The 21,713-nt window shown below is 42.4% G+C and carries 23 protein-coding genes; all 23 read left to right on the top strand.

The features are described 5' to 3' along the window. The first annotated feature begins 23 nt into the window (after positions 1-23). Entirely contained in the window at positions 24-686 is a 663-nt protein-coding gene (sdaAB, locus tag FXF70_RS13985; protein ID WP_008344864.1) for an L-serine ammonia-lyase, iron-sulfur-dependent subunit beta, read from the top strand. A gap of 20 nt (positions 687-706) precedes the next feature. Beyond that, positions 707-1,609, top strand: coding sequence for an L-serine ammonia-lyase, iron-sulfur-dependent, subunit alpha (gene sdaAA / locus FXF70_RS13980; protein ID WP_008354543.1), 903 nt, complete (start codon positions 707-709; stop codon positions 1,607-1,609). After that, on the top strand, positions 1,587-3,635 hold the full coding sequence (gene recG / locus FXF70_RS13975; RefSeq protein ID WP_072367275.1) for an ATP-dependent DNA helicase RecG: 2,049 nt from the start codon (positions 1,587-1,589) through the stop codon (positions 3,633-3,635). Before sdaAA ends, recG begins: the two co-directional genes overlap by 23 nt. 112 nt (positions 3,636-3,747) lie before the next feature. Then, complete coding sequence (gene fapR / locus FXF70_RS13970) at positions 3,748-4,314, top strand: transcription factor FapR (protein WP_017359102.1); 567 nt, start codon at positions 3,748-3,750, stop codon at positions 4,312-4,314. Between the two features lie 15 nt (positions 4,315-4,329). Next, on the top strand, positions 4,330-5,328 hold the full coding sequence (gene plsX, locus FXF70_RS13965; RefSeq protein WP_148780437.1) for a phosphate acyltransferase PlsX: 999 nt from the start codon (positions 4,330-4,332) through the stop codon (positions 5,326-5,328). 16 nt (positions 5,329-5,344) lie between these two features. Beyond that, a complete protein-coding gene (fabD, locus tag FXF70_RS13960; RefSeq protein ID WP_017367232.1) occupies positions 5,345-6,289 on the top strand; it encodes an ACP S-malonyltransferase in 945 nt (314 codons plus the stop codon). Continuing rightward, entirely contained in the window at positions 6,289-7,032 is a 744-nt protein-coding gene (gene fabG / locus FXF70_RS13955; RefSeq protein ID WP_008344855.1) for a 3-oxoacyl-[acyl-carrier-protein] reductase, read from the top strand. The genes fabD and fabG overlap by 1 nt, the downstream gene beginning before the upstream one ends. An 81-nt stretch (positions 7,033-7,113) precedes the next feature. Beyond that, complete coding sequence (acpP, locus tag FXF70_RS13950; protein WP_008344853.1) at positions 7,114-7,347, top strand: acyl carrier protein; 234 nt, start codon at positions 7,114-7,116, stop codon at positions 7,345-7,347. Between the two features lie 184 nt (positions 7,348-7,531). Further along, entirely contained in the window at positions 7,532-8,275 is a 744-nt protein-coding gene (gene rnc, locus FXF70_RS13945; protein WP_008344850.1) for a ribonuclease III, read from the top strand. A 105-nt stretch (positions 8,276-8,380) separates the two neighbouring features. Next, positions 8,381-11,941, top strand: a complete 3,561-nt coding sequence (smc, locus tag FXF70_RS13940; RefSeq protein WP_148780435.1) for a chromosome segregation protein SMC — start codon at positions 8,381-8,383, stop codon at positions 11,939-11,941. A gap of 21 nt (positions 11,942-11,962) precedes the next feature. Continuing rightward, a complete protein-coding gene (gene ftsY / locus FXF70_RS13935) occupies positions 11,963-12,949 on the top strand; it encodes a signal recognition particle-docking protein FtsY (RefSeq protein WP_017359097.1) in 987 nt (328 codons plus the stop codon). Positions 12,950-13,291: 342 nt separating this feature from the next. Next, positions 13,292-13,624, top strand: coding sequence for a putative DNA-binding protein (locus FXF70_RS13925; protein WP_008344844.1), 333 nt, complete (start codon positions 13,292-13,294; stop codon positions 13,622-13,624). A 13-nt stretch (positions 13,625-13,637) separates the two neighbouring features. Next, the gene (gene ffh, locus FXF70_RS13920) at positions 13,638-14,981 is read left to right on the top strand and encodes a signal recognition particle protein (protein ID WP_007499640.1); all 1,344 of its coding nucleotides are present in this window, start codon (positions 13,638-13,640) and stop codon (positions 14,979-14,981) included. A gap of 105 nt (positions 14,982-15,086) precedes the next feature. Beyond that, complete coding sequence (rpsP, locus tag FXF70_RS13915; protein ID WP_008344841.1) at positions 15,087-15,359, top strand: 30S ribosomal protein S16; 273 nt, start codon at positions 15,087-15,089, stop codon at positions 15,357-15,359. Then, positions 15,359-15,604, top strand: coding sequence for a KH domain-containing protein (locus FXF70_RS13910; protein ID WP_012009937.1), 246 nt, complete (start codon positions 15,359-15,361; stop codon positions 15,602-15,604). The genes rpsP and FXF70_RS13910 overlap by 1 nt, the downstream gene beginning before the upstream one ends. 103 nt (positions 15,605-15,707) lie before the next feature. Then, positions 15,708-16,094 carry a YlqD family protein gene (locus tag FXF70_RS13905; protein ID WP_008344839.1) on the top strand — a complete coding sequence of 129 codons (387 nt, stop codon included), beginning with the start codon at positions 15,708-15,710 and terminating at the stop codon, positions 16,092-16,094. An 8-nt stretch (positions 16,095-16,102) separates the two neighbouring features. Then, positions 16,103-16,627, top strand: coding sequence for a ribosome maturation factor RimM (rimM, locus tag FXF70_RS13900; RefSeq protein WP_007499637.1), 525 nt, complete (start codon positions 16,103-16,105; stop codon positions 16,625-16,627). Beyond that, entirely contained in the window at positions 16,624-17,358 is a 735-nt protein-coding gene (trmD, locus tag FXF70_RS13895; RefSeq protein WP_007499635.1) for a tRNA (guanosine(37)-N1)-methyltransferase TrmD, read from the top strand. Before rimM ends, trmD begins: the two co-directional genes overlap by 4 nt. Before the next feature lie 137 nt (positions 17,359-17,495). Further along, positions 17,496-17,843, top strand: a complete 348-nt coding sequence (rplS, locus tag FXF70_RS13890) for a 50S ribosomal protein L19 (RefSeq protein WP_008344834.1) — start codon at positions 17,496-17,498, stop codon at positions 17,841-17,843. Positions 17,844-17,933: 90 nt separating this feature from the next. Beyond that, on the top strand, positions 17,934-18,782 hold the full coding sequence (gene ylqF / locus FXF70_RS13885; protein ID WP_007499632.1) for a ribosome biogenesis GTPase YlqF: 849 nt from the start codon (positions 17,934-17,936) through the stop codon (positions 18,780-18,782). A gap of 76 nt (positions 18,783-18,858) precedes the next feature. Beyond that, positions 18,859-19,623 (top strand): ribonuclease HII, encoded by a 765-nt coding sequence (locus FXF70_RS13880; RefSeq protein ID WP_148780433.1) that lies wholly within the window; start codon positions 18,859-18,861, stop codon positions 19,621-19,623. Between the two features lie 28 nt (positions 19,624-19,651). Continuing rightward, entirely contained in the window at positions 19,652-21,388 is a 1,737-nt protein-coding gene (locus FXF70_RS13875) for a glycosyltransferase (protein WP_148780432.1), read from the top strand. Beyond that, positions 21,385-21,660 (top strand): FlhB-like flagellar biosynthesis protein, encoded by a 276-nt coding sequence (locus FXF70_RS13870; protein WP_008344827.1) that lies wholly within the window; start codon positions 21,385-21,387, stop codon positions 21,658-21,660. Before FXF70_RS13875 ends, FXF70_RS13870 begins: the two co-directional genes overlap by 4 nt. Positions 21,661-21,713: the final 53 nt, after the last annotated feature.

Raw genomic sequence — 21,713 nt, 5'->3', positions numbered from 1 at the left:
TTGGTGATGAGAGGGGAAGACCTATGAAATTTAGAAGTGTGTTTGATATTATTGGACCCGTCATGATTGGTCCATCAAGTTCGCACACGGCGGGTGCGGCTCGTATTGGAAGAGTGGCTCGCAGCTTGTTCGGAAGGGAACCGAAACGAATTGTTGTGTCGTTTTATGGCTCTTTTAAAGATACGTATAAAGGACACGGGACAGATGTAGCCATTATCGGCGGTGTTCTTGATTTTGATACATTTGATGAACGAATTAAAACAGCGATTGATATTGCAAAAAGCAAAGAAATCGACATTGAGTTTAAAGAAGAAGATGCGGTACCAGCGCATCCAAATACAGCAAAAGTAGAAATTTCAGATGCGAATGGAAGCCTTGAATTAATCGGGATTTCCATTGGCGGAGGTAAAATTGAAATCACAGAATTAAATGGCTTTGAACTGAGACTCTCAGGGAATCATCCGGCCATTCTTGTGGTTCATAACGACCGCTACGGGACGATTGCAGCAGTTGCCAATGTGTTAGCGAAATTCGCCATCAACATTGGTCATATGGAAGTGGCACGTAAAGAGGTCGGGCAAGAAGCACTCATGACGATTGAAGTGGATCAGAATATTGATCCAGCGGTTTTAACAGAGCTTGAGACGCTGCCAAACATTATTCAAGTCACACAAATTGCAGAGTAACAACAAGGAGGTTATGTATGATGTTTAAAAACGTCAAAGAACTCGTGCAGCTAACAGAAGAACGGAATACCTCCATTTCAGAAATTATGATTACTCAAGAAATGGAAGTGACAGGGAAGTCACGTGAAGACATTTTCTCGCAGATGTACCGCAACCTAGAAGTGATGGAACAGGCCGTTGAAAACGGACTGAAAGGTGTGAAATCATTATCTGGTTTAACAGGCGGGGATGCGGTGAAACTTCAAGCATATATCGCATCAGGCAAAACATTGTCTGGTCATACCATTTTAGATGCTGTTAGTAAGGCAGTGGCAACAAATGAAGTGAACGCAGCAATGGGAACGATCTGTGCAACGCCTACTGCTGGCTCAGCAGGTGTTGTGCCAGGAACGCTCTTTGCGGTGAAAGAAACATTAAAGCCAACAAAGGAACAAATGGTCAGATTCCTATTTACATCTGGTGCATTTGGTTTTGTTGTCGCCAATAACGCAAGTATCTCTGGTGCAGCAGGCGGCTGTCAGGCAGAAGTAGGATCTGCATCAGGTATGGCAGCAGCAGCCATTGTAGAAATGGCAGGCGGTACGCCGCAGCAATCCGCTGAAGCCATGGCTATCACCTTAAAAAATATGCTGGGTCTTGTTTGCGATCCAGTCGCAGGACTTGTGGAAGTGCCATGTGTGAAACGAAACGCAATGGGCGCTTCTAATGCGATGATTGCAGCAGATATGGCACTTGCCGGCATTACAAGCCGCATCCCTTGTGATGAAGTCATTGATGCGATGTACAAAATTGGTCAAACGATGCCAACCGCTCTTCGTGAGACCGCACAAGGCGGACTAGCTGCAACACCGACAGCAAGGGAGCTTGAAAAGAAGATTTTCGGAGGTGTGACCTCATCTCGTGATACAGAAACTGCAAGATAAGATCTCTGCCCTCAAAGGGATTGGAGAAGAAACAGAAAAAACACTAAATGAACTTGGAATCTACACAGTAGCCGATTTACTCGGCTACTTTCCTTATCGATATGACGACTATGAGCTTCGCAACTTAGAAGAAGTCAGACATGACGAACGTGTCACAGTTGAAGGAAAAGTGCACAGTGAGCCCGTTCTCACCTATTATGGAAAAAAACGAAGCAGGCTGACATTCAGGCTGCTTGTCGGTCGTTTTTTGATTACAGCCATATGCTTCAATCGCCCTTATTTAAAACGAAGTCTTGTTTTAGGCGATACGGTATCCGTCACAGGGAAGTGGGATAAAAACCGGCAATCCATTATGGTGCAGGAATTTAAAAAAGGAACACACGAACAAGATGGCAGTATAGAACCTGTTTATTCGGTCAAAGAAAATGTAACCGTGAAGATGATGAGACGATTTGTGAAACAAGCGTTGTCACTCTATGTTGACCATGCAGAAGATCCACTGCCAAAGCAGCTTGTAGCTGCTTATAAACTCATGTCTTATCAAGAAGCACTAAAAACCATTCATCTCCCTGAAACGAGAGACTCGCTCAAGCAAGCAAGACGACGCTTCGTGTACGAGGAATTTCTCATCTTTCAGCTGAAGATGCAGGCGATCAGAAAAAAAGAACGAGAAAAAACATCAGGCATCCAGCATCCGTTCTCAAAAGAGGCGGTCTTTGAGTTTGTTCATAGCCTGCCGTTTCCGCTGACAAAAGCACAATCAAGAGTGCTTGATGAAATTATGTCTGATATGGCATCCCCGTACCGGATGAACCGGCTTCTTCAAGGTGATGTTGGATCGGGGAAAACAGCTGTAGCGGCAATTGCCCTTTATGCCGCTCATTTATCCGGCTTTCAAGGTGCGCTGATGGTGCCAACTGAAATCTTGGCTGAACAGCATGCCGATTCACTGTATCAGCTATTTGAAAAATGGGGGCTAAATATTGCTCTTTTGACGAGTTCAGTGAAAGGAAAGCGCCGCAGAGAACTGCTTGAACGTCTGAAAGAGGGAGATATTGATATTTTAGTCGGCACGCATGCTCTTATCCAGGACGAAGTGGAATTTCAGCAGCTTGGTCTTGTTATTACAGATGAACAGCACAGGTTCGGCGTGGAACAGCGGAAAAAACTGCGAAGCAAAGGGCAGGACCCAGATGTTTTATTTATGACCGCAACACCGATTCCAAGAACGCTTGCCATCACAGTATTTGGAGAAATGGACGTCTCAGTCATTGATGAGCTGCCAGCCGGCCGAAAGCAGATTGAAACGTATTGGGTGAAGCATGACATGCTTGAGCGGATTCTTGCTTTTGTTGATAAAGAGCTAAGAAAAGGCAGACAAGCGTATATTATTTGTCCACTTATAGAAGAATCAGACAAACTGGATGTCCAAAATGCGATTGATGTTCACAGCATGCTGACAGAGGCGTATCGCGGAAAATGGTCGATCGGCTTAATGCATGGGAAACTCGCAAGTGATGAAAAAGATCAAGTGATGAGAGATTTCACTTCCAATGAAGTGCAAATCCTTGTGTCAACGACAGTTGTTGAAGTTGGAGTCAACGTGCCAAATGCGACCATCATGGTCATTTATGATGCGGACCGCTTTGGACTGTCACAGCTTCATCAGTTAAGAGGCCGGGTCGGACGCGGAGAGCATCAATCTTTTTGTATTTTAATGGCGGACCCTAAATCAGAGACCGGTAAAGAGCGCATGCGGATCATGTCTGAAACAACGGATGGCTTTGAACTGTCTGAAAAGGACTTAGAACTAAGAGGCCCTGGCGACTTCTTTGGCAAGAAGCAAAGCGGAATGCCTGAATTTAAAGTGGCAGATATGGTTCATGACTATAGAGCGCTTGAAACCGCTAGAAAAGATGCGGCAGAGCTCGTGCAGTCTGAAGCCTTTTGGACAGAACCTGAATACAAAGAACTTAGGCAAACACTCGTAGACAGCGGTGTGCTTGGCGGAGATAAATTGAGCTGATCAAGTGCTGGAGGAATTTTCTTGTCTTTTTGAAACAAGGATTGATTTATCATCTATGAGATTATATACTACTATTAGTACCTAGTCATAAATGTACGGATGGTGTCTGCATATGAAACTAAATAAAAAAGAACGACAAAAGCTTCTCCAGCAAACGATCAGCTCGACTCCGTTCATTACTGATGAAGAATTGGCAAGTAAATTCGGTGTAAGCATTCAAACAGTTCGACTTGACCGTTTGGAGCTGTCAATCCCTGAATTACGCGAACGAATTAAGCACGTGGCCGAAAAGACATTAGAGGATGAAGTGAAGTCTCTTCCGCTGGATGAAGTCATTGGAGAAATGATTGATGTAGAGCTTGATGATCAAGCGATTTCCATTTTTGAAGTGAGAAAAGAGCATGTATTCAGCCGTAACCAAATTGCCAGGGGACATCATCTTTTTGCCCAGGCAAATTCGCTGGCAGTAGCCGTCATCGACGATGAACTGGCTTTGACAGCAAAAGCAAATATTAAGTTTACAAGGCAGGTCAAACAAGGCGAAAGAGTCGTCTCAAAAGCCAAAGTTGCCTCACATGATAAAGAAAAAGGCAGAACCGTAGTTGAAGTAAACAGCTATGTAGGTGAGGAAGTTGTCTTCTCAGGCGATTTCGTCATGTATCGCTCAAAACAAAAGTAAAAGGTGGCACATAACATGAGAATTGCAGTCGATGCAATGGGGGGAGATCATGCCCCTAAAGCCATTATTGACGGTGTGAAAAAAAGCTTAGAAGCATTTTCAGATATCGAGATTACACTAGTCGGCGATGAAAGCAAGATCAAATCATACATAACAAATCATGGACGCATCACGATCTTAGATGCAAAAGAAGTCATTGAACCAACGGATGAGCCAGTGCGTGCAGTGAGACGTAAAAAGGATTCTTCTATGGTGAAAATGGCGCAGGAAGTTTCAGAAGGAAGAGCAGATGCCTGTATTTCAGCTGGAAATACTGGGGCACTCATGACAGCAGGCCTGTTTATCGTAGGCAGAATTGATGGCATTGACAGACCAGCACTTGCTCCGACGTTGCCAACACTTGATGGCAGCGGGTTCTTATTATTGGATGTCGGCGCAAACGTTGATGCAAAGCCAGAGCATCTTGTGCAATATGCCATGATGGGATCTATTTACGCAGAGCATGTCTTCCCGAAGAGCAATCCACGCGTTGGACTTTTAAATGTCGGGACAGAAGATAAAAAAGGCAACGATTTAACGAAAAAAACCTTTGAATTATTAAAAGCATCAGATTTGAATTTCGTAGGAAATGTAGAATCGCGTGACTTATTAGAAGGTGTAGCTGATGTCGTTGTCACAGATGGTTTCACGGGGAATATCGCGCTTAAAACGATCGAAGGCACAGCTCTTTCTGTTTTTAAAATGCTGAAAGAAACCTTAACATCCAGCTTCACAGCTAAAATAGCAGCAGGTATGATGAAGCCAAAATTAATGCAGATGAAATCTAAAATGGATTACTCCGAATATGGTGGTGCCGCATTATTTGGTTTAAAAGCGCCCGTTATTAAAGCGCATGGTTCCTCTGATGAAAATGCGATTTTTCATGCCATTCGTCAGGCGCGCGACATCGTTAAAAAAGACGTTTCAGCTATCATTCATCAAGAAGTTCAAAAAGAAGACACGAATGAGTCGTAAATGGAGGTAGAGCAGCATGAGTAAAATTGCTTTTTTATTCCCAGGCCAAGGCTCTCAAAAAATTGGCATGGGAAAAGATTTATTTGACCAAGAAGCAGCATCTAAAGCTGTGTTTGAAGAAGCAGATCAGACCCTTGGTTTTGATTTATCTTCAATGATTTTTGAAGGAGATGCAGAAGAACTGACGCTGACATATAATGCACAGCCAGCTCTTTTAACGACAAGCATCGCGATCTTAAAGAAATTTGAAGAGAGCGGAATCAAAGCAGATTATGCAGCAGGGCACAGCCTAGGTGAATATACAGCCCTTGTTGCAGCGGGAGCTCTTTCGTTTAAAGATGCCGTTTTCGCAGTGAGAAAGCGCGGCGAATTAATGAATGAAGCCGTTCCAGCAGGAGAAGGAGCAATGGCGGCGATTCTTGGCTTAGACCAAGCAGCGCTTGTAGAAGTGACAAAAGAAGTGACAGAAAGCGGTCATCTTGTAGAACTTGCGAACTTAAACTGTCCGGGCCAAATCGTCATCTCTGGTACAGCAAAAGGTGTGGAACTTGCATCAGAGAAAGCGAAAGAAAAGGGCGCAAAACGTGCAATTCCACTTGAAGTGAGTGGACCTTTCCATTCTGCATTAATGAAACCAGCAGCTGAAAAATTCACAGATGTATTATCTAAATTAGACATTTCTGATGCCGCGACGCCAGTGATTTCAAACGTAACAGCAGACATCGTGACATCACGTAATGAAATTGAAACGAAGCTGATTGAACAATTGTATTCTCCTGTTCGATTTGAAGAAAGTGTAGAACGCTTGATTGACTTAGGCGTGACAACATTTATTGAAATTGGTCCTGGTAAAGTGCTCTCAGGTCTTGTGAAAAAAGTCAATCGCCGCCTGACGACCATTTCCGTATCAGATCAAGCAACAATTGAAGCAGCTATTCAAACACTCAAGGGGGATTCTTGATGCTTACAAATAAAACAGCCGTTGTCACAGGTGCATCTCGCGGTATTGGCCGTTCGATTGCGATCGATTTGGCGAAAAAAGGTGCCAATGTTGTGGTGAACTATTCAGGCAACGAAGCAAAAGCAAATGAAGTCGTCGATGAGATCAAAGCACTTGGCCAGCAGGCTTTTGCTGTCAAAGCGGATGTGTCAAATGCAGAAGAAGTACAGGCATTAATGAAACAAGCCGTTGATACATTTGGTTCAATCGACATTCTTGTGAATAATGCTGGAATTACAAAGGACAACCTGCTCATGAGAATGAAAGAAAATGAATGGGATGATGTCATTAACATAAACTTAAAAGGTGTCTTCAACTGTACAAAAGCTGTGACACGTCAAATGATGAAACAGCGCAGCGGAAGAATCATCAATGTAGCATCTGTTGTCGGCGTTTGCGGAAACCCTGGACAAGCAAACTACGTTGCAGCAAAAGCTGGTGTGATCGGATTAACGAAAACAACAGCGAAAGAGCTGGCAAGCCGTCATATTACAGTCAATGCCGTAGCACCAGGCTTTATTTCTACTGATATGACTGACAAGCTTGATGAGAATGTTCAAACAGAAATGCTTAAGCAAATCCCGCTCGCACGCTTTGGTGCGCCTGAAGATATAAGCAACGTTGTTGTCTTTTTAGCTTCAGAAGGAGCAGGTTATATTACAGGCCAAACCATCCAAGTGGATGGCGGAATGGTTATGTCCTAAGAAATATCAAAATTTCGTTACGTTTTCTCTAGTTTTTTAAAAACGAATCAACTATAATACTTTGAGGGGAGGTGAAAGGCAATGGCAGACGTATTAGAGCGTGTATCAAAAATTATTGTAGACCGCCTTGGCGTTGATGAGGCTGACGTGAAAATGGAAGCTTCATTTAAAGAAGATTTAGGCGCTGATTCCCTTGATGTAGTTGAGCTAGTTATGGAACTTGAAGATGAGTTCGATATGGAAATTTCTGACGAAGATGCTGAAAAAATTGCAACAGTCGGTGACGCTGTGAACTACATAAATAACCAGCAATAAGCGTAACAAAGTCCCGTCTATTTTCATGGCGGGACTTTGAAAATTTATGTTAGTTTCAACATATTCAGCTGATCAATTGTCAGCCTTTTTCAGATGCTAAGGAGCAAGGTTTCCTTGCATGTAGAAAGAGAGACTCCATATAATCAGTATCCTTAAAGGCGATGACGCCTACCTGGAGGTTGCTATGCCAAAACAATATAAAGACAAACAGAAACAGAGCAAAAAACTAGAGCAATTCAGAGAATTTCAGCAGCGCATTTCTGTACACTTTAAAAATGAGAAACTACTCTATCAAGCCTTTACACATTCCTCTTATGTGAATGAGCATCGGAAAAAACCTTATGAGGATAATGAAAGACTTGAATTTTTAGGGGACGCTGTTTTAGAATTGACGATCTCACAGTTCTTATTTGCAAAGTACCCAGCCATGAGCGAGGGAGATTTAACAAAACTGAGAGCGGCGATCGTATGTGAGCCATCACTTGTGTCATTAGCACATGAGCTGTCCTTCGGAGACCTTGTTCTTTTAGGAAAAGGGGAAGAAATGACAGGCGGTAGAAAGCGCCCGGCACTCTTAGCAGACGTATTTGAGGCGTTTATCGGAGCGCTTTATTTAGATCAAGGACTTGAGCCTGTTGAACGATTCCTAGAAGCCTATGTGTACCCGAAAATTAATGACGGGGCATTCTCACATGTCATGGACTTTAAAAGCCAGCTTCAAGAATTTGTTCAGCGAGATGGAAAAGGTGTACTTGAATACCGAATCCTGCATGAAAAAGGTCCGGCACATAACCGGGAATTTGAAGCCAATGTATCCCTTAGAGGAGAAGTGCTCGGGATTGGAAATGGCCGTTCAAAAAAAGAAGCCGAACAGCATGCTGCACAGGAAGCACTTGCTAAATTACAGAAACATCATATGAACCAATAAAATCCCCCTCGTGATTCAGGGGGATTTCACTCTGTTTTCCATCATCTTTTTTCAGTTCATATGGTAAGATAATAGTACTTTAAATACATAAGGAGGATCACTCTCATGTTCCTCAAACGTTTAGACGTGATAGGATTCAAATCTTTCGCACAGCGGGTGACTGTAGACTTTGTCAAAGGGGTTACAGCTGTTGTTGGACCAAACGGAAGCGGCAAAAGTAATATTACTGATGCGATCCGCTGGGTACTTGGAGAGCAATCAGCAAAAAGCCTCCGCGGAGGAAAAATGGAAGACATCATTTTTGCAGGAAGTGACTCAAGAAAACGAGTCAACTTAGCAGAAGTGACATTAACGCTCGATAACGAAGATCACTTTTTGCCGATCGATTTTCACGAAGTCAGTGTGACAAGAAGAGTCTATCGTTCTGGAGAAAGTGAATTTCTCATTAACAATCAATCTGTCCGCTTAAAGGATATTATTGATCTTTTCATGGATTCAGGTCTTGGAAAAGAAGCTTTTTCGATCATCAGCCAAGGTAAGGTAGAAGAGATTCTATCGAGTAAAGCTGAAGAAAGACGTAGCATCTTTGAAGAAGCAGCTGGTGTCCTGAAATATAAAACAAGAAAGAAAAAAGCCGAGAATAAACTGTTTGAAACGCAGGACAACTTAAACCGGGTGGAAGATATTCTGCATGAACTAGAAGATCAAGTAGAACCACTAAGAATGCAGGCATCTATTGCAAAAGACTATCTGCAAAAGAAAGAAGAACTTGAAAATGTAGAAATTGCTCTCACCGTCCATGATATTGAAGTACTGCACAAAAAATGGACAACACTTGGTGAAGCTGTCGAGCGGTTCAAACAAGATGAAATGAAGCAGTCCACAGACATTCAAGCGAAGGAAGCCAAAATCGAAGAATCGAGAGACCGTATTCAGGCGCTTGACGATTCGATTCATGACCTTCAAGAAGTTCTCCTTTTCACAAGTGAAGAACTAGAAAAGCTTGAAGGGAAAAAAGAAGTTCTAAAAGAACGAAAAAAAAATGCGGCCGCTAACCAAGGGCAGCTAGAAGACACGCTCGTGCGTTTAACCGAAAAACAGGCGTTGTTAACGGAAAAGATTGAACAGCAGAAAGTCACACGTGACAACCTGCAAACAGAAGTGCAGCAGCTAAAAGATGAAGTGAAAACAAAACAGCATCAGCTGTCTCTTCATAGTGAAGATGTGGAAGGGCAAATTGAACAGCTAAAAAGCGATTATTTTGACCTATTAAATGAGCAAGCTTCTATCCGAAACGAACGTAAATTACTAGAAGAACAGCAGCGCCAAGCAGCCTTGCAGCTAGAGCGGTTAACGCAAAATAATCAGAAACATATCGAAGAACGGGTATCTGTGAAGGAAAAGAAAACAGAAGCCGAGCAGCAACTTTCAGAACGAGAAGAAGACATTTTGGCTCAGGTGAAACGCTTTAGAGAAGCGGAACAAAAGCTAGAACAGATGAAACGTCAATACGAGAAAAAAGAAACGGCTCTTTACCAAGCCTATCAATATGTACAGCAGGCAAAATCTAAAAAAGAAATGCTTGAATCCATGCAGGAAGACTTCTCAGGATTTTTCCAAGGAGTGAAAGAGGTTTTAAAGGCAAAGGATCGGTTAGGTGGCATTCACGGGGCGATTGCAGAGCTGATTCAAACAGAGCAGCAACATGAAACAGCGATTGAAATTGCACTTGGCGCAGCCACGCAGCATGTCGTTACTGAAAATGAAGCGGCTGCCAGACAGGCCATTGGATATTTAAAGCAGCATTCCTTTGGGCGTGCGACCTTCCTGCCGATGAACGTCATCAAAGAACGAACCATTCAGTTCAGAGATATTCAAACAGCTGAGCAGCATGACGCGTTTATTGGCGTAGCAAGTCAGCTCGTTTCCTTTGATGAAAAGTATGAAAAAGTCATTCAGAATTTGCTTGGAACAGTCCTAATCGTGAAAGACTTAAAAGGTGCCAATGAGCTAGCGAAAATGCTTGGACATCGTTATCGCATCGTGACCCTTGATGGGGACGTGGTGAACCCAGGCGGTTCAATGACTGGGGGCGGCGTAAAGAAAAAGAACAATTCCCTCCTCTCCAGAAACCGAGAGATTGAAACATTAACAAAGCAGCTCGTTGAAATGGAAGAAAAAACAACGATCCTTGAAAAAGAAACAAAAGAAACGAAGCAATCGATTGCCGCAAGCGAAGTCCAATTAAATGAACTGCGTCAGCGCGGCGAAATGCTTCGAGAAAAGCAGCAAGAGTTAAAAGGGACATTATATGAACTGCAAGTAGCTGAAAAAAATATTAACGCTCATCTAGAGCTCTATGATCAAGAAAAAGAAGAGTTGCAGCAGCGCTCTAGCGAACTTGCGAGCAAGGACAAAGAGCAGGCAGCCCTTGAAACATCTATAGGTGAGAAACTGACCTCTCTTGACGAAGAGATCAACACGTTAACAAAACGGAAGCAGACCCAAAGCTCAACGAAAGAAACCATTTCTTCCGAATTAACAGAGCTGAAAATCTCGCTTGCCAAAAAAGAGCAGTCTTTAGCAAATGAACAAGAAAAACTTTCGAGCTTAACGGCTGAATTAGAAGAGGCTGAAAAGACGCTGACTGAAACAAAAGAAGATTTGTCCCTCTTAACAAGTGAAATGTCATCCAGCTCAAGCGGCGCCGAACAACTGGAAGAAGCGGCAAAAGAGAAACTGGAACATAAAAACAAAACGACAGCGCTTATCTCAGAGCGACGCAAACAGCGCCTGGCTCTTTCTGAAACATTAGAATTCGCAGAACGTGAACTGAAAGAGCAAAAACGCCTGTATAAACAGCTCACGACAAGCTTAAAAGATGAAGAAATCAAGCTTGGCCGCATGGAAGTTGAACTTGATAACCTCATCGCCTACTTAAACGAAGAGTATGCCCTTTCGTTTGAAGGAGCAAAAGAAATGTATCATCTGACGCTATCGCCGGATGAAGCAAGAAAACGCGTGAAATTGATCAAACTTGCCATTGAAGAGCTTGGAACAGTGAACTTAGGCAGTATTGACGAGTATGAACGTGTGAATGAACGTTTTCTCTTCTTAACTGAACAGCGCAATGATCTGACAGAAGCGAAAAATACGTTATTCCAAGTCATTGAAGAAATGGATCAGGAGATGACGAAACGTTTCTCTGAGACATTCTCTCAAATCCGCGGGCATTTTGAATCTGTTTTCCAAGCATTATTTGGCGGGGGAAGAGCAGACCTTAAGTTGACAGATCCAAACGATTTACTAAACTCAGGCGTCGATATTGTGGCGCAGCCGCCGGGGAAAAAGCTGCAAAATCTAAGCCTGCTTTCAGGCGGAGAAAGAGCATTAACAGCCATTGCTTTATTATTCTCGATCTTAAAAGTGAGACCAGTTCCATTCTGTGTGCTAGATGAGGTAGAAGCAGCGCTTGATGAAGCGAATGTGTTCCGCTTTGCCCAGTATTTAAAGAAATACAGTCAAGAAACACAGTTCATTGTGATTACACACCGAAAAGGAACCATGGAAGAAGCAGATGTTCTGTACGGTGTCACGATGCAGGAGTCAGGTGTCTCAAAACTGGTATCTGTCAAACTAGAGGAAACGAAAGAGCTTGTCCAGTAATTAAAGGAGGTTTTTGAACCAATGAGCTTTTTTAAGAAATTAAAAGAAAAATTTACGCAGCAAACCGATTCAGTATCAGAAAAGTTTAAAGATGGACTTGAAAAAACGAGAAATTCGTTTCAGGGAAAAGTAAATGAACTCATTTCTCGCTATCGTAAAGTGGATGAAGACTTTTTTGAAGAACTAGAAGAAGTGTTAATCGGTGCGGATGTCGGTTTCACGACTGTGATGGAACTGATTGATGAGCTGAAAAAAGAAGTGAAATTAAGAAACATTCAAGATCCAAGTGAAGTACAAGCAGTCATCTCTGAAAAACTCGTGGAGATTTACAATAGTGGTGAGGAACAAATCTCTGAACTGAACATTGAAGACGGCCGTTTAAATATCATTTTATTTGTAGGCGTGAACGGTGTCGGTAAAACCACAACCATTGGTAAGCTGGCAAACAAGCTGAAAAATGAAGGGAAATCCGTCATTTTAGCAGCAGGTGATACGTTCCGTGCGGGGGCGATTGAGCAGCTTGAAGTATGGGGCGAGCGCTCTGGTGTTCCTGTCGTTAAACAAACAGCAGGCTCTGACCCGGCAGCGGTCATCTATGATGCCGTTCAATCAGCTAAAGCCAAAAAAGCAGATGTCCTGATCTGTGATACAGCAGGCAGACTGCAAAATAAAGTCAACTTGATGAAAGAGCTAGAGAAGGTCAAGAGAGTCATTGAACGCGAAGTGCCCGATGCACCGCACGAAGTACTGCTTGCCCTTGATGCGACAACGGGTCAAAATGCGATGGCGCAAGCGAAGGAATTTTCTAAAGCGACAAACGTGACAGGTATCGCTTTAACAAAGCTTGACGGTACTGCAAAAGGCGGGATTGTTCTTGCCATTCGCAATGAGCTCAACATCCCTGTAAAACTTGTCGGATTAGGTGAAAAAGTAGACGATCTGCAAGAGTTCGATGCTGAATCGTATGTGTACGGATTATTCTCAGACATGATTGATCAAGAAGACTAATCAAGATGCCGGCAAAACTGCCGGCATTCAGCGTGTAGACAAACCCTCGCATTCTTTGTCAGTCCTGCGTGCTGGTGCTCACGAATGTGACATTCGCTCCGCGCCAGTACTCGTCCTTCCTAGACTTCAAAGGTTTTCTATCACGCTGAAAAGAAGACAAAGGGCTAAAATCAAGTTCATTTTAGCCCTTTGTCAACAATCTGGGGATGCCGGCAAAATTGCCGGCATTTTTATTTAAATATCGCCGCAGGAAGTGACAAGATAAAAACTTGACACATAGATCAGAACCGTGTAAACTTAGTTGTTGTAAAGGGAATGAACTTAACAAAGGGGAGAGAGCCCATGACGCTTGAAAAGACAACGAGAATGAACTACTTGTTTGATTTCTATCAATCGTTGTTGACCGCAAAACAAAAGAGCTACATGTCGCTTTACTACCTAGACGATTTTTCCCTCGGTGAAATTGCGGATGAATATGAAGTATCAAGACAGGCTGTTTATGATAATATTAAACGGACTGAAGCGATGCTTGAACAATATGAAGAAAAGCTGCTCTTGTTTAAGAAATTTAAAGAGCGTAAAGAACTTCTCACAAAAATGAGAGAGCTTGTAGCAGATTCCGCGCAAAAGGAAGAAGCAGAAGCTTTAATTGAATCGCTTGAGAAATTAGATTAGGAGGCGGCACAGTATGGCATTTGAAGGATTAGCCGACCGACTGCAGCAGACGATTTCAAAAATCCGCGGCAAAGGAAAAGTGTCAGAGCAAGATGTAAAAGAAATGATGCGCGAGGTACGCCTTGCCCTTCTTGAAGCTGACGTCAATTTTAAAGTAGTCAAAGACTTTGTGAAAAAAGTAAGCGAGCGGGCAGTTGGACAAGAGGTCATGCAAAGTCTTACCCCAGGACAACAGGTCATTAAAGTTGTAAAAGAAGAACTCACTGAATTAATGGGCGGGGAAGAGAGTAAAATCGCTGTAGCGAAAAAATCTCCAACTGTCATTATGATGGTTGGTCTTCAAGGGGCAGGTAAAACGACCACAACTGGAAAGCTTGCCAACTTACTTCGCAAAAAACATAATCGCAAGCCGATGATGGTGGCCGCTGATATTTACAGACCAGCAGCGATCCAGCAGCTTCAAACGCTTGGGAAACAGCTTGATATGCCCGTATTCTCATTAGGTGATCAAGTTAGTCCTGTCGAAATTGCCAAACAGGCAATTGAAAAAGCGAAAGAAGAACATCATGATTATGTCATTTTAGATACAGCAGGACGTCTTCATATTGATGAAGACTTAATGGATGAACTTCAGAAAGTAAAAGAAGTCGCAAATCCAGAAGAGATTTTCCTCGTTGTTGACTCGATGACTGGTCAAGATGCTGTCAATGTCGCAAAAAGCTTTAATGAACAGCTTGGTTTAACAGGTGTCATTCTGACAAAACTAGACGGTGATACGCGAGGCGGGGCAGCACTTTCAATTCGTGCAGTCACAAATACGCCGATTAAATTCGCCGCACTAGGTGAAAAGCTTGATGCAATTGAACCATTCCATCCAGAGCGGATGGCATCAAGAATTCTTGGCATGGGAGATGTGCTCACGCTTATTGAAAAGGCACAAGCAAACGTTGACCAAGATAAAGCGAAAGAGCTTGAACAAAAAATGCGGACAATGAGCTTCACGCTCGATGATTTCCTCGAGCAGCTTGGGCAGGTTCGCAACATGGGTCCACTTGATGAACTGATCCAAATGATGCCGGGAGCCGGTAAAATGAAAGGGCTCAAAAACGTCCAAGTAGACGAAAAGCAGCTCAATCACATCGAAGCGATCATTAAATCAATGACGACCGAAGAAAAAGAACAGCCAGAGGTCATCAATGCAAGCCGAAGAAAACGGATTGCAAAAGGAAGCGGAACATCTGTACAGGAAGTCAATCGCCTTTTAAAACAATTTGACGAAATGAAAAAGATGATGAAGCAAATGACCAACATGTCCAAAGGAAAGAAAAAAGGCGGCTTTAAATTACCATTTATGTAATTGGTTATACATGATAAAACCGTTGTTAAGAAAAAACACTTTACAAACCCTTTTATCATTGTTAATATACTATCTTGTTGAAATATTTTCGGAGGTGCTAGTAAAATGGCAGTAAAAATTCGTTTAAAACGTATGGGAGCAAAAAAATCTCCTTTCTATCGTATTGTTGTAGCAGATTCTCGTTCACCACGTGACGGTCGTTTCATCGAAACAGTTGGAACTTACAACCCAGTGGTATCACCAGCTGAGGTGAAAATCAACGAAGAATTAGCGCTTAAATGGCTTCAAAATGGTGCGAAACCATCTGATACAGTTCGTAACCTTTTCTCAAGCCAAGGAATTCTTGAAAAATTTCATAATGCGAAAAACAGCAAATAATGAATGAGCTGTCCTTGGAAGAATTGATTGTGTCCATCGTCGAGCCACTTGTTGATTTCCCTGAAGATATTCACGTATCTTCATTAGAAAAAGATGAGCAGGTCATTTACACACTGTCTGTCAATGCTGAAGATACCGGAAAAGTGATCGGAAAGCAGGGACGTACAGCTAAAGCGATACGAACAGTCATGTTTGCAGCAAGTGCAGAGTCTTCTAAGAAAGTTCAACTTGAGATTGCTGACTAAAAAGGGAGAGGGCTTAGGACCTCCCCTTTTTTTACACGTTTAAATCTATTTTTCGTTATACTGTAGAGGACAAATGCCTTCGGATAGGGGGACAAAAAGGAAGATGCAGATCATTCAACATGTCACCGTCATGCAAGTATTAACTGAAAGCAGTAAGGACAAACTGTTAACGACTTTTTTGGAGAAAAAAGAAAGACTAGAACGTGAATGCAATCAACTATATTTTCAACTAAAAAAGCATGAAAAAGAACCACATCAGCAAGAAGCCATCCCTCAATTTCAAAAAGCCATTGAAAAAAGACAAGAGAAAATGAGGCAAATTGATTTTCAAGTCGAGCAGCTGCATATCTTGCCTCTTGGCAGTGAAATGAAAGAAACAGAAGTGGATGCGCTGATTGAAGTAAAAATAGGTGATAAATGGGATGACAAAATGCAAGACAATGTCATCGTCGTGAAAGACGGCACCATTGTGGAAATACGTCAGGGGTGATTGAGAACATGGAGCTAGAATGGTTGAATGTCGGAAAGATCGTCAATACACATGGAGTGCGCGGAGAAGTACGTGTTGTGTCAAAGACTGATTTCCCAGAAGAACGCTACAAAAAAGGCAGCGTCCTTTATATTTTCAAACAAAATCAAAAAGAACCGCTAAAAGTGACTGTCGCATCACATAGACAGCACAAACAATTTGATTTACTGACATTTGAAGAAGTCGGCTCGTTAAATGAAGCTGAGCAATTAAAAGAGTCGATTTTAAAAGTAGAAAAAGAACATCTTGGTTCATTAGATGAAGGGGAATTCTATTTCCACGAAATCATCGGCTGTGAAGTATATGATGAAGAGGACAAACTGATTGGTCAAATCAAAGAAATTTTAACGCCAGGGGCAAATGATGTATGGGTGGTTGGAAGAAAAGGCAAAAAAGATGCCCTCATCCCTTATATTCCATCTGTCGTCAAAACAGTTGATATTTCATCCAAGAAAGTACACATTGAAGTGATGGAAGGACTCATTGACGAATGAAAATTGACTTTTTAACACTGTTTCCTGAAATGTTCGAAGGAGTGCTTCACTCATCGATCTTAAAAAAAGCTCAGGAAAAAGATGCGGTCTCATTTGATGTCGTGAATTTTAGGGAGTATTCCGATCATAAACATAAAACAGTGGATGACTATCCGTATGGCGGCGGTGCTGGCATGGTTCTGAAAGCACAGCCTGTATTTGATGCGGTAGAAGATTTAACGAAAAAAGCAAACAAGAAGCCCCGCATTATTCTTGTTTGTCCTCAAGGAGAAAGATATACACAAAAGAAAGCAGAAGAGCTTGCAAAAGAAGAGCATCTTATGTTCATTTGCGGCCACTATGAAGGCTACGATGAGCGCATCAGGGAGCATCTTGTCACAGATGAAATTTCAATCGGAGATTTCGTTCTCACAGGCGGAGAGCTGCCGGCGATGATGATTGCAGACAGTGTGGTCAGGCTTTTGCCTCATGTGCTTGGAAAAGAAGCGTCTCATATCGAAGATTCATTTAGTACAGGTCTGCTTGAGCATCCGCACTATACAAGACCAGCTGATTATAAAGGATTGAAAGTACCAGATGTGCTTCTCTCTGGAAATCATGCCAAAATTGAAGAGTGGCGGCGTAAAGAATCGTTGAAGCGAACCTATACAAGACGGCCAGATTTGATCGATTCTTGCAAAACATTAACGGATGAAGAAAAAAGATGGCTTTGGCAGCTTCATAATGACTAGATTGTATTGCACAAGGTATACAGGTGTGGTATGATACTACTTGTGACTTGGACGGCTTGCCGATTCAAGTTTGAAAACGATGTTCCGCTGCAATGAAGAAAGAGGACATGAGCATCTGTTGGAAGGAGTTGAAAACGATGCAACAATTGATTGAAGAAATCACAAAAGAACAATTACGCACTGATCTTCCTGCGTTCCGTCCTGGTGACACTTTACGTGTACACGTGAAAGTTGTCGAGGGTACTCGTGAGCGTATCCAGATCTTTGAAGGTGTTGTAATTAAGCGTCGTGGTGGTGGAATCAGCGAAACTTTCACAGTTCGTAAGATCTCTTACGGTGTAGGCGTTGAGCGTACATTCCCTGTACACACACCAAAAATCGCTAAGATCGAAGTTGTACGTCACGGTAAGGTACGTCGTGCGAAACTTTACTACCTACGTGAACTTCGCGGTAAAGCGGCTCGTATCAAAGAAATCAGACGATAATGATATCAAAGGAAAGAGCTTGTTACCTGTAACAGGCTCTTTTTTTGTACAATGTATAGAGACAACCGTTAGAAGAGAGAAGGTGCACATATGACAATTCAATGGTTTCCAGGCCATATGGCAAAAGCAAGACGGGAAGTCACAGAAAAATTAAAGCTCATCGACATCGTATTTGAATTAACCGATGCAAGGATTCCGATGTCCTCTAGAAACCCAATGATTGAAGAAATCCTCCAAAACAAACCGAAAATTATGCTTTTGAACAAAGCAGATAAAGCAGATCCTCGTATGACAAAAGAGTGGCAGGCACACTTTGAAGCGCAAGGTGTACGGTCGCTTGCCATTAATTCTGTCGATGGACAAGGGTTAAATCAAATCATTACGACATCAAAAGAAATCTTAAAAGAAAAGTTCGATCGAATGAAAGCAAAAGGTGTTAAGCCGCGTGCCATTCGAGCTTTGATTATAGGAATTCCCAATGTCGGCAAATCAACGCTGATCAATCGGTTAGCAAAGAAAAATATTGCGAAAACAGGAGATCGACCTGGTATTACGACGTCACAGCAATGGGTGAAGGTAGGAAAAGAACTTGAACTGCTCGATACCCCTGGAATTCTCTGGCCGAAATTTGAAGATGAACAAGTAGGTCTTAGGCTGGCCGTCACCGGAGCGATTAAAGACTCAATCATCAACTTGCAGGATGTCGCAGTGTATGCGCTGCGCTTTTTAGAAGAGCACTATCCAGAGCGATTAAAAAAACGCTATGATCTAGCAGAAATACCTGAAGATACAGTTGAGCTGTTTGATGCCATTGGCACAAAACGCGGCTGTCTGATGAGTGGAGGATTCATTAATTACGACAAAACGACCGAAATCATCATTCGGGATATTCGAACGGAAAAATTTGGTCCCCTCACTTTTGAGAAGCCTGAAAGCTAAAAGACACGCAGCTCATGCGGGTCTTTATTTTTTGCGAAAAACTGCCGATATAAAGAAGGAGGCTGCGGAAAAGCCAATGTACACGGTCAAACAAATAAAAGAATTAATAGAACAACATGCTGACGACGAGTCATACATTCGTGAACTATTGAAAGACGATACAAGAAAAAGTGTCCAGAAGCTGATGGACAAATGGAACAAAGAGAGAGAGAAACAGCAAGAACTGCATGCAGCATGGAAGCAAATGCTGCAATTTGAAACCAAAGCAAAAGCGCAAGGATACACTTATATTGCAGGCATAGATGAAGCAGGAAGAGGACCACTCGCTGGTCCAGTTGTTGCGGCAGCTGTGATATTAAAAGAAGATACCATCCTACTCGGTTTAAATGATTCAAAACAGCTATCTGAGAAAAAAAGAATGACCTATTATGAGCTCATTCAAAAGGAAGCGCTCGACATCGGCATCGGCATTGTTGATGCGGCAACGATTGACGAAATCAATATATACGAAGCATCAAGACTGGCGATGGTGAGGGCTGTAAAGCAGCTTACTCACACACCTGATTATCTACTCATAGATGCGATGACGCTCCCGCTTCCTACTCAACAGGAGAATATCATCAAAGGAGATGCTAAAAGCGCATCCATCGCAGCTGGTGCATGTATTGCCAAAGTGACAAGGGACCAAATGATGGAAGAGTATGGCCGCCAGTACCCTGAGTATCAATTTGAAAAACATAAAGGGTATGGAACGAAAGAGCACCTAGCTGCCATTCAAACACATGGCGCCACACCTATCCACCGGTTATCATTTGCACCAGTGAAATCTGTTATTTCATAAATATATTGACACAAGGAGGCTGCCTGTGATGACAAGAGTTGAAGATATACATACTGCACTGAATAGTCGGCTGAATACGGCAGAATCTGTTCCGCTTAACACGGAAGGAAAGGAAAATATTCACCGGCTCATTCTCGGCAAAGTACTGAAAATGCTCGGGGATGATACAGCACTTGTTCAAATAGGTTCGACCAAAATCAAAGCGCAGCTAGCGGCTCAGCTCAAAGCCGATTCATTCTACTGGTTCCAATTAGAACAAGAAGGTGGAGGCAGTCTGAGTAAATTAAGACCTGTTCAGCAATTTGACCAAGATCCTAAAACATTAAAAGATGCCGCAGCTAAACTACTAGAAGGTCTGTCGCTTAAAAATGGACTTGAACAAATGTTAACAGCTACAGCCTTTTTAAAAGAAAAACCGGTCATCAACGAAGCAGAGTTAAAAACGGCAGTAAAATGGATTGAACAACTTCAAGGTGCGGATATCAAAAAAGGTCTGCAAGCACTTCTTTTTGCTTTAAAGAAAGATTTGCCGATTCAACAAGGAGTGCTCCAATCAATATTAGCGATGAAATCCCCCTCTGCACTTCATCAGGATGTGACAGCACTGCTAGATCGATTAACACAGTTTCCGAAGCAATCAGAAGCCACACAGGCTCTTACACAGGCCGTTCGTACGGTTGTAAATGCTGAGACAACCGTTCATGCAGAAAAGCTCTTATCGGTGCTTCTAGGAGCAAAAGAAGGTCAAACGAAGCAAGGAGAAAGCTTGCAGCAAGTGCAGCCTCATGTCAATCCGGCTCAGCAAACAAAGCAGAGCCAGCCCACCGCTATACAACAAGGGCGACAGGCGGATACAGTGAATCAGAACAGCGTGCAGCAATTATTAAGTCCAAAACAGCTCCCGCTTCAGCAAATAGAACGCATTCTGACGAGCATCACAAAGCAAGGTACAGACGGACAGCAGCAGCTTGATGTAAAACAACTCACATCACTGGTTCAAGCAGTCCAGCAGGCAGGGCCACAGGCTGACGCAAAGGCAGCCGTGCTTCAAAGGGAATTTCCGTTTCTTTCAAAAACAGAGGCGAACGCATTGGCAAAGGTCATTCAGCAGACTGAACCAGCATTAAGCAATAAAACCGATGTACTCGATTTACTGATGACGATGAAAAAAGCGATAGGTGTACGAGATGAAATTGGGATGCTGAAATTACTGGAAAAGGGCAGCCAAGATGTCAAAAGTCAAGAGCTTCACCAATTAAAGATGGTTTTAAATGATGCAAGGCAAGCTGATGTTCCCGAGCCCGTAAAAAAAGAAGTGGATCAATTATTCCATAGATTAAATGGGCAGTTACTAGTGCATCAGGAAAACCAAACAGTTAGTCAAATGATGGTTTCTTACCCGCTTTTCTCAAAACATAGTGTTCAAGATTTAACCTTTATTCTAAAAGGGCATAAGAAAAAAGATGGCTCTATCGATATTTCTCAGTGCCGTTTAATGTTTTATTTAAACATGGAAAACTTAGAAGAAACGTTAATAGACTGTACGATTCAGCAAAAAGTGATGTCAATTACAGTCGAGACGGCTCACGAACTGCAAGGGACCATTAATCCAATGATTCCAGCTGTTCGAGAGAATTTAAATGCCCTAGGGTATAGTTTGACGGGGATTACAGCGAAAAAGAGAGAAGAGCCAATTGATCCGTCTGACTTTCTGGATGAACACTTTCATAAAATCAGCGAGAAAGGGCTGGACTTACGAGTATGAAAGATTCAAAACCGCTTAGAAGAGCGGTCGCTCTACACTATGATGAAGAAAAACAAAAAGCGCCAAAAGTCGTTGCAACAGGCAGTGGCTATGTGGCTGATCATATTATTGAAGAAGCTCAAAAAGCTGGGGTCCCTATTCAAGAAGACCGTAATTTAGTAGAACTGATGCGCCACTTAACGCTCGATGAGGAAATCCCAGAAGCGTTATACGATACTGTAGCAGAAATATTTTCATTTATCTATCGATTGGATCAAAAAATGAAAAAATAAGGTAAAATAAGTGTTTTGACTGAAAAATTTATATTTTTAATAAAATAAAAGTT

Source organism: Bacillus sp. Y3 (assembly GCF_008123875.1).
GTDB classification, from domain to species: Bacteria; Bacillota; Bacilli; order Bacillales; family Bacillaceae; genus Bacillus; species Bacillus altitudinis.
This window is presented reverse-complemented; position numbering and strand designations above follow the sequence as displayed.